Annotated in this window: 15 protein-coding genes; 4 read left to right on the forward strand and 11 right to left on the reverse strand. The window is 50.4% G+C overall.

The window, feature by feature from the left end; all coding sequences use genetic code 11:
- Positions 1-86 precede the first annotated feature (86 nt).
- Complete coding sequence (locus WC959_11390) at positions 87-455, reverse strand: YkgJ family cysteine cluster protein (GenBank protein MFA5689729.1); 369 nt, start codon at positions 453-455, stop codon at positions 87-89.
- A 129-nt stretch (positions 456-584) separates the two neighbouring features.
- On the opposite strand from WC959_11390, the gene WC959_11395 reads away from it, so the two are divergent.
- The gene (locus tag WC959_11395) at positions 585-1,697 is read left to right on the forward strand and encodes a peptidylprolyl isomerase (GenBank protein ID MFA5689730.1); all 1,113 of its coding nucleotides are present in this window, start codon (positions 585-587) and stop codon (positions 1,695-1,697) included.
- Positions 1,698-1,851: 154 nt separating this feature from the next.
- Here the strand turns inward: WC959_11395 and WC959_11400 are convergent, their stop codons facing one another.
- The 9 genes from WC959_11400 to WC959_11440 all read right to left on the reverse strand — a co-directional run bounded on the left by WC959_11400 (position 1,852) and on the right by WC959_11440 (position 11,318).
- Positions 1,852-2,430, reverse strand: coding sequence for a hypothetical protein (locus WC959_11400; GenBank protein ID MFA5689731.1), 579 nt, complete (start codon positions 2,428-2,430; stop codon positions 1,852-1,854).
- A gap of 18 nt (positions 2,431-2,448) precedes the next feature.
- Positions 2,449-3,318: a 4-hydroxy-tetrahydrodipicolinate synthase gene (gene dapA, locus WC959_11405; protein ID MFA5689732.1), complete on the reverse strand. Its 870-nt coding sequence runs from the start codon at positions 3,316-3,318 to the stop codon at positions 2,449-2,451.
- Between the two features lie 174 nt (positions 3,319-3,492).
- Positions 3,493-4,758 carry a diaminopimelate decarboxylase gene (locus WC959_11410; protein MFA5689733.1) on the reverse strand — a complete coding sequence of 422 codons (1,266 nt, stop codon included), beginning with the start codon at positions 4,756-4,758 and terminating at the stop codon, positions 3,493-3,495.
- 39 nt (positions 4,759-4,797) lie between these two features.
- A complete protein-coding gene (locus tag WC959_11415) occupies positions 4,798-5,205 on the reverse strand; it encodes a hypothetical protein (GenBank protein MFA5689734.1) in 408 nt (135 codons plus the stop codon).
- Between the two features lie 13 nt (positions 5,206-5,218).
- Entirely contained in the window at positions 5,219-6,517 is a 1,299-nt protein-coding gene (locus WC959_11420) for a citrate synthase (protein MFA5689735.1), read from the reverse strand.
- A 295-nt stretch (positions 6,518-6,812) separates the two neighbouring features.
- Positions 6,813-8,651 carry a glutamine--fructose-6-phosphate transaminase (isomerizing) gene (gene glmS, locus WC959_11425; protein ID MFA5689736.1) on the reverse strand — a complete coding sequence of 613 codons (1,839 nt, stop codon included), beginning with the start codon at positions 8,649-8,651 and terminating at the stop codon, positions 6,813-6,815.
- Between the two features lie 131 nt (positions 8,652-8,782).
- Positions 8,783-9,199 carry a hypothetical protein gene (locus tag WC959_11430; protein ID MFA5689737.1) on the reverse strand — a complete coding sequence of 139 codons (417 nt, stop codon included), beginning with the start codon at positions 9,197-9,199 and terminating at the stop codon, positions 8,783-8,785.
- Positions 9,200-9,439: 240 nt separating this feature from the next.
- Positions 9,440-10,165 (reverse strand): Bax inhibitor-1/YccA family protein, encoded by a 726-nt coding sequence (locus WC959_11435; GenBank protein MFA5689738.1) that lies wholly within the window; start codon positions 10,163-10,165, stop codon positions 9,440-9,442.
- 178 nt (positions 10,166-10,343) lie between these two features.
- Positions 10,344-11,318 carry a KamA family radical SAM protein gene (locus WC959_11440; protein MFA5689739.1) on the reverse strand — a complete coding sequence of 325 codons (975 nt, stop codon included), beginning with the start codon at positions 11,316-11,318 and terminating at the stop codon, positions 10,344-10,346.
- A 40-nt stretch (positions 11,319-11,358) separates the two neighbouring features.
- Between WC959_11440 and WC959_11445 the strand changes: the two genes are divergently transcribed.
- Complete coding sequence (locus WC959_11445; protein MFA5689740.1) at positions 11,359-13,833, forward strand: glycogen/starch/alpha-glucan phosphorylase; 2,475 nt, start codon at positions 11,359-11,361, stop codon at positions 13,831-13,833.
- A gap of 77 nt (positions 13,834-13,910) precedes the next feature.
- Here WC959_11445 and WC959_11450 read toward each other — a convergent pair whose 3' ends face one another.
- Positions 13,911-15,161: a peptidase U32 family protein gene (locus tag WC959_11450; protein MFA5689741.1), complete on the reverse strand. Its 1,251-nt coding sequence runs from the start codon at positions 15,159-15,161 to the stop codon at positions 13,911-13,913.
- Between the two features lie 232 nt (positions 15,162-15,393).
- On the opposite strand from WC959_11450, the gene WC959_11455 reads away from it, so the two are divergent.
- Both WC959_11455 and WC959_11460 read left to right on the forward strand, forming a co-directional pair.
- Entirely contained in the window at positions 15,394-16,146 is a 753-nt protein-coding gene (locus tag WC959_11455; GenBank protein ID MFA5689742.1) for a CAAX prenyl protease-related protein, read from the forward strand.
- A 218-nt stretch (positions 16,147-16,364) separates the two neighbouring features.
- Positions 16,365-17,975, forward strand: a complete 1,611-nt coding sequence (locus WC959_11460) for a zinc ribbon domain-containing protein (GenBank protein MFA5689743.1) — start codon at positions 16,365-16,367, stop codon at positions 17,973-17,975.
- The last annotated feature ends 5 nt before the right edge of the window (positions 17,976-17,980 follow it).

Genomic DNA, 17,980 nt, shown 5'->3' on the forward strand with positions numbered 1-17,980 from the left:
GGAAGAACTGAAAAAACAGGCCGGGAAAACCGCCGCTTGACAAACCATAACGAAAGAACTACCCCATGCCCGTCAACGATCAAAAATCAGCACCCCTTCGGTGTCTTTTTTATATGAGGCAATACGTCCTGACTTGAAATCACCGCATCCAGCGCCGGACAGCCTTCAGCGACGCGCCAGCCGAAAGGAAAATCACGGCATTGCGCCGGACGGGCATCGTACAGTGAGCAGCGTCCATCTTTGAGCAGAATGCAGCTGCCGTCCGCCTGATCGGTCAGGCTGAGCTGCCGGCGGTTGGACGCAAGAATCGTATACCGTTCAATAAATTCCGCCTCCGGTATCCCGGCGGCGGCGGCCAGCCGGGCGATATCAGAATCCGTCAGCAGCACATGTCCGCTCCACCGGCAGCAGGCGCCGCATTGCCGGCATTTGAATGAATATTTCAGTTTTTCCATGGTCTTTAAATTCAGCCAGTTATTTAAAAGCGAATGATTTGACATTGAACCCGTTAAAGAAGACTATCCGCACTTAGCCGCAGAAAAGCAAATCAGGTGCGGTGAAAAATTAACAGGAGAAAATTTATTATGTGCAAAGTTATTGAAAAATCAAAAAAAGCCGGCCTTATTGCGGTTGCAGCCGCCCTCGCTCTTGTTTCCACCGGCTGTTCAAAAGAGGTGCAGGATGTCGAAGAAATTGATCTGACCTCTGCCGATCTGTTTACAAACCCGCTGCAGCCGAACCCGCTGGCCGCCGCGCCGGATGATGTGATGGTTACAGTGAACGGCAAACCAATTACCCACGGGGAAATTTCGCAGAATGTCCAGTTGCAAATGATGCAGATGAGCCGGCAGGTTCCGCAACAGCAGCTGATGCAGATGGCGGGACAGATTTATGAAAACGTGCGCGACACGCTGGTTGCCAATATCCTGCTGGAAGAGACGGCGAAAGCCACCGGTGTAACCGCCGGTGACGATGAACTCGACGCTGAAATCACCCGTATTAAAGACAACGCGCCGGAAGAATCAAAACTGGAAGACATTCTCGCCGAAAACAATATTAATTACGACGACTGGAAAGAAAACCTGCGTGATCAGATGATTGTACGCAAACTCGTTGAACAGGTTACTTCTACTGCACCGGAAGCTACCGCCGTTGATGTTGCCAGCTTTTATGAAAAAAACCAGGAGGCGTTTCAGTCACCGGAAGCTGTGACTGCCAGTCATATTTTAATCGGCTTTAAACCGGAAGACACCGAAGAAACCAAAGCCGAAAAGAAAAAACAGGCGGAAGCAATTCTTGAAAAACTGAATGCCGGCGCTGATTTTGCAACACTGGCATCAGAAAATTCCGACTGTCCGAGTAACCAGCGCGGCGGCAGCCTCGGAACATTCGGCCGCGGACAGATGGTGCCGGAATTTGAAGCCGCTGCATTCGGCGCTAAAGACGGCGAAGTTACCGAAGTTGTCGAAACACAATTCGGTTATCACATTATCAAAGTTGATGAATACCGTCCTGCCGGAGTGCGCACGCTGGCAGAGGTTAAAGATCAGCTTCAGAACTACCTTACCAGCCAGAACAAACAAAAAGCGCTGCTGGATTATGTTGATGAGCTTCGTTCAAAAGCTGACATTGAATATAAAACACCGGACTTCGATGCAGCAGCTGCTGCTGCTGAATCAACGGAATCCTCAGAATAATTCGATGACTGTCTGAATTATAAAAAGCGCTCCACCGGAGCGCTTTTTTATTTAAGGTTTTGTCAGCGCTGGTAGCGCCCGATGACCCCGCTGGCGCGCCGCATAGATCATGCGACTAACAATTTCCGGCGGGTAGAGGTTGAACGCGTCCAAATTATTCTTCCACGGTTGTCGAAGGCGCGGTGAGTTCTATGCTGCCGTCTTTTTGATAGGCCTCAAGCGTTTCAATAACGCGCGCGAGTTCTTCCTGTTGTTTGCGGAAAATAGAAAGCAGCGCATCTTTCTGCGTGTCAACGAGATTGCGAATGGTGTCGATCTCTTTTTGCTGAGATGAAAAAATCCCCTGCATTTCATTGATTTTTTCCTGCATGATACCGAGATCACCCTGCGTTTTATTCAGCGCCAGGCTCAAGTTCTGAATTTTTGCAGCAGTTTGTTTTTTCTCCTCTTCCAGCGCGGCTTTGGTCTCGCTGTCAAGAGCCGATATTTTTTCAGCAACGGATTGCCGTTCCGCTTCAAACGCGATTTTAAGCGTTGTAATGGCATCGCCGGTTTCCGCCAGCTCCTGTGCAGTTTCAGAGATCAGCGCATCGACACGGTCAAATTCCGGCTTTAACTGTTCAGCGGCAAGACGCTGATTGTTTTCTTCGATCATCGTCCGGACTTTTCCGGGCGTTGTACAACCGGCAAGAACCAGCAGTGCCGGAAGCAAAATGACAGAAAACATTCTCATTTAAAAAACCTTTCCTTTTTACGCGATCAGTTTATACTTTGTCAGTACGGTGCACAAGGCGGATTTATCGGCATCATTTAACTCGCACAGCGGCAGACGGTAAATTTCTTCAATTTTTCCCATCATGGCCAGGGCGGCTTTCACCGGGATCGGATTGGTATCAATGAACATTGCGTCGAACAGATCAATCAACTGATCATGCATTGCCTGTGCCTTATCCCAGCTCTGCTCAAGCGCGGCGTGCGTCATGTCCGCGACCTCTTTCGGAATAATGTTGGACGCCACACTGATAATCCCGATTGCACCGTCACGCATCATGGGAAGCGTCAGCGCATCGTCGCCGGAAAGAATTTCGAGATCACACACATCCAGTGTCTGTTTTACACGTGCGACATTCCCGCCGGCTTCTTTCACCGCCACAATATTCGGATGCCGTGCAAGCCGCGCGACGGTTTGAATTTCAATTTCACGGCAGGTGCGCCCCGGCACATTATAAAGCACCACCGGTACGCCGAGATCGGCAACAGTAGAAAAGTGACGGTATAAACCTTCCTGATTCGGTTTATTATAATAGGGCGTCACCTGCAGCGTGGCGTCCACGCCGAGTTTTTTCGCTTCCGTTGTTAAATCCACCGCTTCCTGCGTCGAATTTCCGCCGGTGCCGGCAATCACTTTTGCACGGCCGTTTACGAATTTTACCGTTTCTTCAACCACGCGCATGTGTTCTTTGTGGTCCAGCGTCGGCGATTCTCCGGTGGTGCCGACCGGCACAATGCCGTCGATGCCGTTTTCAAGTTGAAAATTCAGCAGATCACGATAACGGTCAAAATCCACTGCACCGGTTTTTGTGAACGGCGTGACAATTGCAGTATGAGCTCCTTGCAGCATAAATTTACTCCTTAATAAACAGGCATTAGGTTTTAGGCACCAGGCATTAGACTTTTTCAAAATTATTCTGTCCTTTTTTGTGTTCTCTGCGTTCTTTTGCGGTTGATAGATTTTAATGCCTTTTCGTGTTTTTTGTGGCTACAAAATTCGTTGCTGTGTTTTTCGCGGTTCATCTTACGCATCGAAATTTTTTAATGCTTCGAAATCGAGCGTGGCGAAATAATCCGCCGGTGTTTCGGCGCGCCGGATTTTTACCACCTTGCCGGTTTCGCGCAGCAGCAGCTCCGCCGAACGGAGCTTGCCGTTATAATTAAAACCCATCGCGTGGCCATGCGCACCGGCGTCGTGAATGACCACCAGATCGCCGGTCTCCACCGGCGGCAGCGCACGGTCGATGGCAAACTTGTCGTTATTTTCACACAGCGAGCCGGTTACATCGCAAATAAAATTATGCGGCAGCTGTTCTTTTGCCGGAACGGTGATGTGATGATAAGCGCCGTATAGGGCCGGCCGCATTAAATTCGCCATGCACGCGTCGAGGCCGACATATTCCTTATAGGTGCTTTTCCGGTGCAGTACACGGCTTACCAGCCAGCCGAACGGTCCCGTAATCATCCGGCCGCATTCCATTCGCAGATCGAGTGCGGGAAGTCCGGCGCCGGCAATTTTTTCTTCGTATAATTTACGGATTCCAGTGCCAACAGCATTCAGATCGACCGGCTCCTGTTCCGGTTGATACGGAATTCCGATTCCGCCGCCGATGTTCACAAATTCAAATGTGATTCCGAGTGTTTTCGAAATTTCTGCAACAAGATCAAACAGGATGTCCGCCGTTTCAACAAAGTAGCCGCCGTTCAATTCATTCGACGCCACCATTGTGTGCAGTCCGAACCGCTTTACGCCTTTATCGCGCAAAATCCGGTACCCTTCAACAAGCTGTTCGCGCGTAAAGCCGTATTTCGCCTCTTCCGGATGGCCGATGATCACATTGCCGTCTTTCAGTCGGCCGGGATTATACCGGCAGCAGATCAGCTCCGGAATTCCGGCGGTCCGCTCAAGAAAATCAATATGCGAAATATCATCCAGATTAATGATTGCACCGAGTTCCGCCGCTTTTTTAAATTCCGCTGCCGGCGTATCATTCGATGTAAAAATAATCTCTTCACCGGAAATTCCGGTTTCTGCCGCCAGCAGCAGTTCAGGCAGTGATGAACAATCCGCACCGAAACCTTCCGATTTCAGAATCTTCATCAAAAACGGATTTGGCGCCGCCTTCACCGCGAAATATTCTTTAAACCCCTGATTCCAGGTAAACGCTGCTTTCAACGCACGTGCGTTTTTACGGATTGCCGCTTCATCATAAATGTGGAACGGCGTCGGGAACTCCCGCGTCAGCAATTCAAGTTGTTCCACACTCAAGGGAAAACATTTTTCTGCCATAATCTGCTCCAGTGAAAATCCGGTGGAAAAAACAGTAATTCAAAACTCCGGCGATTGTTCGAAGGTATTGTAGATCCATTCGAGGAGGGATTCAAAGCGCGCATCGCCGTGCAGCGATAAAAGATCTGAATCTTTCTTCATCCACTCATAGTCGTCGTAACCAAGCTCAACGGCGCGGGTGAGTGCATCGAAGGCATCATCCGTGCGTGCAGAAAGTGCGAGGCTGCAGGCGAGATTATACCAGACGAGCGGATCTTCGGCGCACAGGCGGCTGAGCCGCTCATCCATCTGCAATCCTTCGGCGTATGCGCCGGTACGCGTGTAAAGATCGCCGAGCGCACGCATCACACCGGTGTCTTGCGGCAGACGGCGTGCGACAGCCTGCAGGAACTGGAGTTCCTGTTCAGCGGCGCGCGAGCCTTCCTGATTTTCCGGCGCTGGGATCACGGTATAAAAATCCTTATTTTCTTTTTTCGATCGGCTCAACTTTGCGTGCGAGCGATCCGGTGTAGATCTGGCGCGGACGCGCGATGCGGATATCATGGTCTTTTGCTGACTCAAGCCATTGCGCAATCCAGCCCGGCAGCCGCCCAATCGCAAACATGACGGTGAACATATTCGTCGGAATGCCCATTTCGCGATAGGTTAAACCGGTGTAAAAATCGACGTTCGGATAAAGATTGCGCTCCTGGAAGTATGGATCAGTCAGCGCTTTTTCTTCCAGTTTCATTGCAATATCCATCAGCGGATCGGTCGTATTGGTCGCTGTGAGCACACGCTTGCAAAGGTCTTTCGCGATTTTTGCGCGCGGGTCATAGGCTTTATACACACGATGGCCGAAGCCCATCAGGCGGAACGGACTGCGCGGATTTTTTGCACGCGCAATAACTTTATCAACATTGCCGCCTTCCTTGCGGATGTCTTCAAGCATTTCAATGACACCCTGATTGGCGCCGCCGTGACGCGGACCCCACAGTGCACAGATTCCGGCGGCGATCGACGCATAAAGATTGGCGCCGGAGCTCCCGACATTACGAACGACAGAGGCCGAACAATTCTGCTCGTGATCGGCGTGCAGAATCAGCAGTTTATTCAGTGCATCAGCCATGACCGGGTTCACCGGATCTTTGCGCACCGGCGAATCGAACATCATGTTTAAAAAATTTTCACAATATTTCAGATCATGCCGCGGGAAAACCACGGGTTCGCCGACAGATTTTTTATAGGAATATGCGGCGATTGTACGCAGTTTTGAAAGCAGGCGAGTCACTGTCATATCCAGTTCCTCCCGCCGGTTTTCTCCAAGTTCCGGATAAAACGAAGAGAGTGAAACGGACATCGCCGAAAGAATGGCCATCGGGTGTGACAGATCGGGATAATAACTTAAAAAATTCCGCATGTCTTCATGCAGCATCGAGTGCAGATTCAGCATGGCGCTGTATTTTGCTTTCTGTACACGGTTCGGCAGCGATCCGTTAATCAGCAGGTAAGCGACTTCAATAAACTCACAATGTTCGGCGAGATCCGCCACATCATAGCCGCGATAACGCAAAATACCCTTTTCGCCATTGATAAACGTGATATCGCTGGCGCACGATCCGGTATTCATAAAACCCGGGTCATAAGCGATCAGGCCGGTCTCTTTACGAAGATTCCGGATGTCAACCGCCCGCTCGCCTTCAGTGCCTCTATATACGGGACAAACGAACGTCGTGTCGTCCACCTGTATTTTTACTTCACTGTTTTTTATCATTTTCATAACGGATTTCCGAATCTGTCTTAAATTAGAACCTTGCAGACTGCGTTTTGTTTCTTAAAAAATCAAGCGGAAAGCTGAGTTTCAACCGCAGATAACACGGATATAAACAGATGAGAATTTCGCCACAGAGATGCTGAGAATCCCTGATTCAGTTTGCTCTCCAAATCTCCGCGATCTCCGTGGTTAAAAATCAGTTTAAAAGATATTTATCCGCAGATTACGCAAACGAACGCAGATTTTTTCTTTGCGGCTTTGCGTGCAGAATTTTCCGCGCAGAGTCGCAGAGAAAAACCGTTTATTCAACCGTGACGCTTTTCGCCAGATTGCGCGGTTTGTCGATGTCCGTCCCGCGCGCTCGCGCCGCATAATACGCCAACAGCTGCAAGCCAACGACATTGACGACCGGCGAAAACTCATCACGCACTTCCGGTACATAAATAATATCCGGCGTCAGTGTCGCGATTTTCTGATCACCCTCTGTCGCCACCGCAATAATCCGTCCGCTGCGCGCCTCAACCTCCTTAATATTGGAAATCATCTTTTCATATAATTCGTCAGCGGTTTTAGTGCAGATACAAATCACCGGCAGCGATTCATTAATCAGCGCAATCGGCCCGTGTTTCATTTCGCCGGCGGCGTAACCTTCGGCGTGCTGATAGGAAATTTCTTTGTTCTTGAGCGCGCCTTCGAGCGCCGTCGGATAATTAAACCGGCGGCCGAGATAGAGCGAACTCGGTCCGTCGTGATGCTTATCGGCAATCGCCTTAATTTTTTCTTTATCCTTGATCACACCGTACACCGCGTCCGGCACCAGTTGCAGATCAGCGAGATACTGCTTAATTTTTTCCGGCGCCAGATCGTTGCGGATTCCGGCGATGTATAACGCAAACAGAATGAATGTCATTTGCTGCGCGGTGTACGCTTTGGTTGATGCCACGCCGATTTCCGGCCCGCAGTCCGTAAACAGCACCGCGTCGCTTTCGCGCACAATCGAGCTGCCTTCAACGTTACAGATGGAAAGCACGCGGCAGCCCCAGTCGCGCGCCATGCGAATCGACGCCAGCGTGTCGGCGGTTTCGCCGGACTGTGAAACCGCAATCACCAGCGTGCCGGGATCGATCTTCGGATCGCGATACCGGAATTCGCTCGCCAGATCCGATTCCACCGCAATACCGGTGATATTTTCCAGCAGCAGTTTGCCGTACATTCCGGCGTGATACGCCGTGCCGCACGACACAATCATAATGCGGTTCAGCTTGCGGAAATAATCCGGTTTCAGCGGAAGATCCATTTTGATCTCTTCGTCCGGCGTTACATATTTTTCCAGCAGCGACCGCAGAATGCGCGGCTGTTCATGAATCTCTTTCAGCATGAATGTTTCGAAGCCGCCGGTTTCCGCCGCTTCGGCGCCGAAACAAATCTGTTTAATTTCCGGCGTCACCGGTTCGCCGGCACCGGAAAAAATTTCAACGCCGGTGGATTTCACCACGCCGATTTCGCCGTCGTTCAAATACACCGCTGACGAAATCCGGTGGATGACTGCCGGGACATCGCTCGCAATAAAATTTTCACCGTCACCGAAGCCGATAATCAGCGGACTGTTCAGTCGCGCGCAATACACCGTTTCCGGCGCGTTGCGAAACAGAATTCCCAGCGCGTATGCGCCGCGCAGCCGTTTTAATACTGTTTGCATTGCCGCCAGCGGATCACCGGAATTTTCGCGCAATGCAAATTCAATCAGATTCGGAATTACTTCTGTGTCGGTCTCTGACAAAAATTTTACGCCTTTGGCAATCAGCTCATCGCGCAGTTCAACATAATTTTCGATGATGCCGTTGTGCACCACCGCAACATTTCCGCCGGCGCCGGTGTGCGGATGCGCGTTTGCTTTCGTCGGCGCGCCGTGCGTCGCCCAGCGCGTATGGCCGATGCCGCAAATTCCGGCGACCGGCGCGTCTTTCAGTGCGTGTTCCAAATTCGCCAGCCGCCCGACTTCTTTACGCACAGAAATTTCACCGGCATTTAATATTGCCACGCCGGCGGAATCATAACCCCGATATTCCAGCCGGCACAAACCGTCCAGCAGCACCGGACCCGCAGTACGCTTTCCAATATATCCAACCACACCGCACATCAGAAAATCTCCACCATTTATGGCGGATAAAATGACAGAACCGGCGGCGGAACAAAATCAAAAAACCGTTACGCATAAAAAACAAAACCCCGCCGGTGAAGCGGGGTTTTGACCGATAAGCCGGGTTAAACTTACCGGCAGGGGCATGTGGTATTGCAGGCTGGTTTTCGGTGTTGCGGTGCGGCGAGCATGGCGTCGATCTGTCGATCAACCCGCGCCTTCATTTTTGTACGCAGCGCAGCAGTCATTTCCGCTTTTTTCGCCGGATCTGTTTCGCGGCGGATTGTAATGATTTTTTTCATCAGCATTTTGTTTCGCGGATTTGCAAAAGATTGCTGCCGAACTTGCGGTGCGCCGCGAAACGGCGGATATCCGTAGCGTTGCGGCGCCATTCCGGGCTGGCACCGGTGTTTCATGTGATACTGCATTGCCGGCGGGCGCAGCGGTTCAGCCTGTGGACGTGCGCTGGTGCGCTGAAACCAGCCGCCCTGAGCGAGCAGTGTTCCGGCGAGGCCGAGTCCAAGTGCAGTGATTATAATTTTTTTCATTTTGGTTTTCCTTCTGATTTTCAGGATTGCGCGCAAATCCAACTGACCAGATAACGGAAGCGCTGAAAATTTATTGCATCGCCGGGAATTTTTTTTGGAAAAATTCTGTAATAGATTGCCGGCTGCTGTCCGCATGGTGTGGCGCAGACTCTCCAGTTTGCTTATTTCTTCATGGCAAAGGGCAGACTGGAAAGTCTGCCCTGCATGCGATTCAATAAATTAATCAGAAAGCGTTCTGAATTATCGCCGGCTGCTGAGTTTTGAAAGCAGCCGCAGAATTTCGATGTAAAGCCAGACGAGCGTCACCATTAATCCGAATGCGGCGTACCACTCCATGTAACGCGGCGCGCCCTGCGCTGCGCCGCGCTCAATGAAATCAAAATCGAGCACGAGATTGAGCGCCGCGATGACAACGACAATTACACTGAAAATAATACCTGCGAGTCCGTTGGAGTAGATCACGCTGAAAAAATGTCCGCCGCCGAAAAATGAGAAGATCCACGCAAAGAGATAGAACAGCGCGATGCCGCCGGTCGCGGCGAATACGCCCATTTTAAACTGTTCGGTGGCGCGCACGATGCGCAGTGAATAGACCAGCAGCAGCGCGCCGAGCGTGCCGAATGTCAGAAATATAGCCTGCAGCACAATGCCGGGATATTGCAGTTCGAACAGCCGCGAAATTCCGCCGAGCAGCAGTCCTTCGCACGCGGCATAAATCGGTGCGCAGACCGGCGAAATTTTCGGATTAAAAATGGTGATGAGCGCTACAATGAAACCGGCGATCGCGCCGAGCAGCATCAGTCCGCCGGAGTCCGGTGAATTCCAGGTGAAGGTGGTCGCGCCGAGCAGAATTGCCAGCAGAATCGCGGTGCGGCTGACGGCGCCCTGAACGGTCATTACATTGCTGCTAGTAATGGCGGCGTCGCGGAATACTTTATCGTTCAAAGCAGGATTGGCTGTGCGCATAAAAATCTCCTTTTGATACAGTTATTGAGAGTCTAAAAATCGAAGGACGAAAGTCAAAGAGAATTTTGAATAACGAACAATAGAGTGCAAATTTACGAGAATGAAATTTAAACCACTAATCGTCACTGATTTCCACTGATTAATTAGTGCGGATTAGTGGTTCAAAAAATTGCAGAGCTTATTTTACCGGATAGCGGTATTCTCTGCCTTCATAGTTTGTGAGCAAAACAAAACCGTTTTCGTAGCGGAGCGGTGAATCGGGCAGGAGAGTGATTTTCCCGCCGCCGCCGGGTGCGTCGACGGCGAAATGCGGCATGGCGAGTCCGGAGATTCGTCCCTGCAGTTCGCGCATGAGTTGCAATCCTTTTTCAACCGGAGTGCGAAACGGCGCCGAACCGGTAACGGGATCGCACTGGAACAGGTAATAAGGTTTTACGCGCCGTTCGAGCAGTCCGTAAAAAAGTTCGACCAATGTTTCAGAGCTGTCGTTGATCCCACTGAGCAGTACGGTTTGGCTGACCATTGGATTGCCGGCACCGGCAAGGGTGTCGAGTGCATGCGTGGCTTCCGGCGTAAGTTCCGCCGGATGGACGAAGTGGAGCTGCAGCCAGACGCGGTGTAAGGCAAGGATTCCGGCCAGCGCCGGCGTAATCCGCTCCGGCAGCACGGCCGGTATTTTGGTGCCGATGCGGACAGTGCGGATATGTTTAATCTGCCGGACGCGTGCCAGCAGCGTTTCAATTGCTGCATCCGGCAGTGTGAGCGGATCGCCGCCGGAGATTAAAAGGTCGCGGATTTCAGTGCGCGTTTCGAGATAGTGCAGCGCGTCTGCCGGAATGTTCCACGCGCCGGCGTTTTTTCCGACGAGGCGGCCGCGTGTGCAGTAGCGGCAGTGCACCGCACAGTCGAGTGTGGCAAAGAGCAGCGCTTTATCAGGATAGGTATGAATGATCCCCGGCACCGGCGAATGCTGTTCTTCGCCGAGCGGATCGTCGTGATCGCCGGGCGCAGGCGCAGGATCATCGAGCGGCAGGACCGTCCGGCGCAACGGATGTCCGGCGCCGAGGCTGTCCAGTAATGCTTGATAGTATGGTGTTATTTTTACCCTTTGCGGCATTGAAGAAGGATAATTCATTTGCAGTGCGGCTTCCATTCAAATTATGATCGCCGCATAAATTTGAAAAAGGATTGGCATGAAGTGTAAAAATAATAAGCAGATTACTGCCGGGATGATTGAAGAACGCATCCTGTTCCACCTGCGTTACAGTCGCGGGAAATCGCGCCATGTCGCGACTGATTTTGATCTGTTCTGGAGTTTCGCGCATGTAATCCGCGACCTCGCAATCGATGCGTTTACCAGCACACAGGAAGTGTATCTGGAGAAAGATGTTAAGCGGGTTTACTATCTTTCGATGGAGTACCTCATTGGCAAACTGCTGGAGCAGAATATTCTGGCGCTCGGTATTATGAAGCCGGCGCATGATGCACTGCAGCGGCTGAAGGTTGATTTGAATAAGCTGCTGGAGCTGGACATCGAGGCCGGACTTGGTAACGGCGGACTCGGACGTCTCGCCGCGTGTTTCCTTGATTCGCTGGCGACGATGGAACTGCCGGCGTACGGATATGGACTGCGCTATGAGCATGGGATTTTCCGGCAGGAGTTCGAAGACGGCTGGCAGCAGGAGCGGCCGGATAACTGGCTGGAACTCGGCTATCCGTGGGAGATGAGCCGTCCGGAATACAGCGTGCCGGTATTTATTTACGGCCGCGTCGCTGAACTCTCCACCACGCACCGCGGCCGCCGTCCGGTCTGGACCGACTGGCAGATGTTTAAAGGCGTTCCGTATGATATGCCGATCATCGGTTTTGGCAACAACACCGCCAATATTCTGCGGCTGTGGAGTGCGCGCGCCGATGAAAGTTTCCGTCTCGATGTGTTTAATGAAGGCGATTACGTCAAAGCGGTTGAAGAAAAAAACTGGGCGGAAACCGTCACCAAAGTTCTTTATCCGTCTGACAGCACCTACAACGGCAAAAAACTGCGGCTGATTCAGGAATACTTTCTGGTGAGCTGTTCTATCCGCGACATCATCCGCCGGTTCTTAAAAAATCATAATAACTTCAACGATTTCGCAAAAAAGAGTGCGGTGCAGATGAATGATACGCATCCGGCGCTGACCATCGCCGAACTGATGCGGATTCTCTGCGACGAACACTATCTGCCGTGGGAAAAAGCGTGGGAAATTACCTCCAATGCCTGCGCCTATACCAACCATACACTGCTGCCGGAGGCGCTCGAAAAATGGCCGGTGAATATGATGAATGAAGTTCTGCCGCGACATATGCAGATCATTTTTGAAATCAATCAGCGCTTTTTACAGCGCGTTGAGATGGATTTTCCCGGCGATACCGAAATCGTCCCGAAAGTTTCACTGATTGAAGAGGGCGATGTAAAACAGGTGCGCATGGCCAATCTTGCCGTTGTCGGCAGCCATAAAGTCAATGGTGTCGCCGGACTGCATTCCAGATTGCTGCGCGAACGCGTCATGCCGGAATTTAATGCAATTTATCCGGACAAATTCATCAACATCACCAACGGCATCACGCACCGCCGCTGGCTGCTCAACTGCAATCCGCAGCTCGCCGGGCTCATCACTGAAAAAATCGGCGCCGGCTGGATTAAAAATCTTACAGAGCTCAGTAAACTTGAACCGCTGGCCGGCGATCAAAAGTTTCAGCAGGCGTTTATGGATATCAAGCGCCGGAACAAGGAGGCGCTTGCTCAATATATTGAAGACACGCTGCACGTTCCGATCCATCCCGGATCGCTCTTCGACGTTCAGGTCAAGCGTCTGCACATGTATAAACGTCAGCTGCTGAGCGCCATGCACCTCATCGCACTTTATCAGCGTATCAAAGCCGATCCGAAAACCGATATTGTGCCGCGCACGTTTATCTTCGCCGCCAAAGCGGCGCCGGCGTATCATCTCGCCAAGCGCGTCATCAAACTCATTAATTCCGTCGGTACGGTCATCAATCACGACCCCGCCGTCGCCGGACGGCTGAAATGTGTATTCCTGCCGGACTACAATGTATCGCTGGCCGAAAAAATTATTCCGGCGGCTGATCTCTCCGAGCAGATTTCCACCGCCGGCAAAGAGGCCTCCGGTACCGGCAATATGAAGCTCGCACTGAACGGTGCGCTTACCGTCGGAACGTGGGACGGCGCTAACATTGAAATTGCACAGAACGTCGGCGAAGACAATATTTTCATCTTCGGCCACCGCGAGGATGATTTGGGAAAACTCGCGCAGGAGGGGTATAATCCATGGACATATTACGATAACGACGAGGAACTGCGTAACGTTCTCGAAGCGATTCGCATCAACGCATTTGATCCGTCGAAGCCGGACTTATACATCGATATTTTCAACGATCTCATGCGCAACGGCGATCCGTTTTTCTACATGGCTGATTTCCGTCCATACGTTGAAATTCAGGAAAAAATCAGTGCGCTGTTCCGCCGGCCTGAACAGTGGGCTGAAAAAGCCATCCTCAACGTCGCACGTATGGGCTGGTTTTCCAGTGATCGCACCATTCACGAATACGCCACTAAAATCTGGAATATCAAACCTGTTTCTATTCCTGATCCCGCGCCGGTTGACTAAGAATAAGCAGGTGTGTTCATGTCTAAAGCTGTCCCGGCGGCGCGTCGTGTGATGCACGCCAAAGCTGTGCGAAGACGTCACGCCTGCTTTCTCGGCGTAATCAGAAATACCTTATCATTCCGGCGCGCCTTGCGGGGCAGAGCAAGGGTGACTGCATCATTCGGTTGCGCTTCGTTCGCCGGAATTCCGGCGATATGCAGATTTTCAGCGGTGAAGCGCAGTGCGCCGGTCGTCGCGCCTTCAATCAGCAGCGTATCTCCGTTTTGAATGGAGTGCCGGCGCAGTGTAAATTCAGCGACCAGTGCGTTGCTGAAAAAATTGCTGAGTGTACCGATTTCGTCGCGCCGTTCGGTGGCCTGTGAATCGGCGCCGCCGGACCATTCGCTGAGTTTTGTGCCGCAGTAATATCCGCCGGACCAGAATCCGCGGTTGAAAACTTTTTCGAGTTCAGTGAGCCATGCGCCGGCCTGTTCCGGCGAATATGTCCCGGCAGCGAGCGCATCGAGGGCTGCGCGGTAGACGCGCGTGACGGTGGCCACATAATCGGCGGAGCGTCCGCGGCCTTCAATTTTAAAAACAGAAATCCCGGCGCCGGCGAGCTGGTCGAGATGCTGCACGGTGCAAATATCTTTTGGCGACATCACATATTGATTATCAATCATCAGTTCAGCGCCGGTTTCTTCGTCGATAATTTTGTATGCGCGCCGGCACGGCTGAAAACACGCGCCGCGATTGGCGGACTGATTATACTGTGCGAGGCTCATATAACATTTCCCGCTGACGGCAACACACAGTGCACCGTGCGCAAACGCTTCAAGTTTAATAAGTTCGCCGGACGGTCCGCGCAAATTCTGTGTTTTCACCTGTTGTGCAATTGCCGCAATCTGTGCGAGTGAAAGTTCACGTGCGAGGACAACGGTGTCAGCATAACGCGCGTAAAATTTAACTGCGGGGAAATTGGTGACGTTCGCCTGCACTGAAATATGCACTTCAAGTCCGATCGAGCGCGCGTATTCAATCGTGGCGATATCGGTGGCAATAACGGCGGAAATTCCGGCGCGTTTAGCGGCGTCGCACAGCGCACGCATTTCATCGAGTTCGTCGTCGTAGATAATGGTATTGAGTGCAAGATAACTGCGGACCCCGGCGGCACGGCAGCGGCGCGCAATTTTCGGCAGATCGTTCGGTGTTAAGTTTGCGGAGCGGGCGCGCATATTGAGTTTGCCGACTCCGAAATAAACGGAATCCGCACCGGCGCGTATCGCTGCCGCCAGCGCCGCCGCCGATCCTGCCGGCGCCATCAGTTCAACTGGAGACGCTTTGTTCATGTAACCGGACATCATTGCGGTTGCGCAAAATTTATAAAGATTCTTTTAGCATTTTTCCAGTGAACGAATGTTTTAACCGCCGGTGACGCGTATAAAACCGATAATGATTCGTGTTAATTCATGATTTTGAATTGTCCGGTTTAATCCGCAGCTGAAATTTCTTTCGCGTGCTTTAGGAAAATTTCTAATTTGGATTATTGAGCTTTTAAAGGAATGCAGGTAGTTTTTCTGTATGTCAACGGAACCGAAACCTGAATGGACGCCGGAGCTCGATAAAGAAAATTCAAAGGCCGTCTGGGCGCATCTTGTGCCGTTCATGGGCTGGCTGCTGTTAATGTCGCTGCTCGGCGACCCGTCCGGCTGGCGCTATGCGTGGCAGACCATTGGCGTTTTAGTGCTGCTGTTAATGTTCCGGCCGTGGCGCTGGTACGAGGCGCCGAAACTTAAAAGCCTGCCGCTCGCAGTTTTAGTCGGCGTTTTTGTTTTTGTGATCTGGGTCGGCTTTGAAAGTGCGACGTTCAAAAATCTTTTTCCGGCAGTCAGTGAATTTTATGAGCGCTGGTTTGTCGATCTGCTCCACATCGGTAAACTGCGCGAGCCGCTCGAGTTCGGTGAAAACGGACTTTATCATTACGATCCGCACCAGACCGGCTGGCCGCTCTTCTGGGTTCACATGTTCGGCACAACGCTCATCGTTGGGATGATCGAAGAATTCGCCTTTCGCGGATTCCTTTACCGCTGGATGCAGGGCAGTCCGTTTTTCAAAAAAGACATCGGCGCTATGAACTGGAAAATGTGTATTCTCGTTGCCGTGCTATTTGCACTCGAACACAATGAATGGCTGATGGGATTGTTCTGCGGCATTTTTTATACCTGGCTCATGGTTAAAACCCGCGACATCTGGGCGGCGGTTTTTGCACACGCCTTAACCAACGGACTGCTTGGCTGGTACGCTGTTCACACCGGATTCTACTGGTTTTGGTAACAATCCAGTGCTGAATTTGAAGGTGATCGGCTCATTGTGCCTGCTAAGTCAATCGGCGTCTGATCCTTATCGTGCCAGGTGTCGGCTTCTTATTAAATTTTTTCTTTAAATAATATTTATAATGAATAGATAATACCCAAGGGCACTGCATATAAACGGAGGATATTATGAAATACGTAAAATTTTTCGCCGTGCTTTGGGGAATAGTATTGTTATGAATGGTGCTGGAGGCGGTTGTCTTTCAGAGCACTACATCTACCGGGGTATTCGCCGTATTTGGTCAGATGTTTCGTCTGGCGATACTTTTTTCCATAACCGTCGGCGTTTGGCGGAAATTCGTAAAACATAAAGAGATTCCGGATGACAGCAGATCTGCCCCTGTTAACGGAGATGAAAATGCTGAAGCAATGTCATTTGATGGCATAGAAGATGTTGAGACTTTTCCTGAACAAAAAAAGAATTGCTCCTTTTGTGGTGTAAGCAATTTTTCAAGCGCACGATTTTGCGAATCTTGCGGAGCCGGGTTTTTTCAAAAGTGCCCGGATTGTGAGGAAGAAACCTATGCAGATCAAAAATATTGTATTGTTTGCGGCGCGGATAAGGAGGGTTTCCTCATAGCGCAACAAATTTTGGAAAATATGCTGAAAGCCGAAGCGCAAAAAAATTTACAGCAAGTGATTGAAGAAAGTGAAAAAATAAATGGCATCCAGCTTTCAGGGCCAAAAGGGGAAAAGTTAAAAGCACGAATTGAGCAGATGTCTCAACGGGCACAAAAGATTCTTTCGCGATGTAAAGAAATGGAAATAAAAGTAGAAAAAGGCTGTTCTTCGCTTACGGGAAATAATTGTGATCAGTTGTTATATTTATTAAACGAATATGAGTATCTGATGCCTTTGCCTGAAAGGTTGCAGGTGTTAAAAACGGATGTTTTGTCTCGCTGTGCAATCAAACGGAAAAAAGAAATCAAAACGATGGGAATCCTCATTGCGATTGTGGGATTGCTTGTGCTGGGCATTTATTATTTTTCATTGCCTTTTTTTTATATAGGCGAATTTCGCAATGCAATTGCGCGTCGACAGATCGAGCGAGCGCAGACTTTGGCTGCAAAAGTGGGTGACCGATATGATACTTCAGGGGAACTCAACTCATTAAAAAATTTCATTAGTGCAAAAACACAATATACCAGCATCAGTAATGATGTCGAACAGGTTAAAAAATTTTACGTGTCCGAATGGAATATTGTTCGGGGATTAATAACAGAAGCAGAACGCCTCGGCGACCTGCAAAAAAGCGCAGTTTTATATGAACAGGCTTCTGCCCGAATATTGAATGCAGTAGAACAAATCAACGAAATGTTTGGGGCGAAAGAACGATGTGAACAAATCAACGGTATAGATTTAATTAAGGTATTCTATGGGTCTGAATGGCGTGTTATTCAGGAATTAACAGAGGAAGCAGAAGCATTTGATGATCCGCAAAAAGGGATAATTTTATATGAACAAATATCGGTTCGAATAGCGAATGCTATAGAGCAAGTTAATGAAATGCTTGTAGCTAAAGAACGGTGTGAGAAAATATTTGAAAATACAGCTATTAATCAAAATCTCGTGCGAAAATATGCTCCGAAGGAATGGGCGGACGCTCAATCCTTATTAGCAACAGCCAAGAAAAATATAAAGCCTCAAGCTATGATTGAAAACTACAATTCTGCAGAACAACTGCTTCGTTCCGCTATTAACAAAACAAAACAGACTCCAGTTGTTGTTGTACTTACTTGTAATGCACAAGATTTCGCGGTTTTTGAAAATGGCAAAAAACTAAAGTGTTGATGCTG

The sequence above is a fragment of the Kiritimatiellales bacterium genome (assembly GCA_041656295.1).
In the GTDB taxonomy this organism is placed as follows: Bacteria; Verrucomicrobiota; Kiritimatiellia; order Kiritimatiellales; family Tichowtungiaceae; genus Tichowtungia.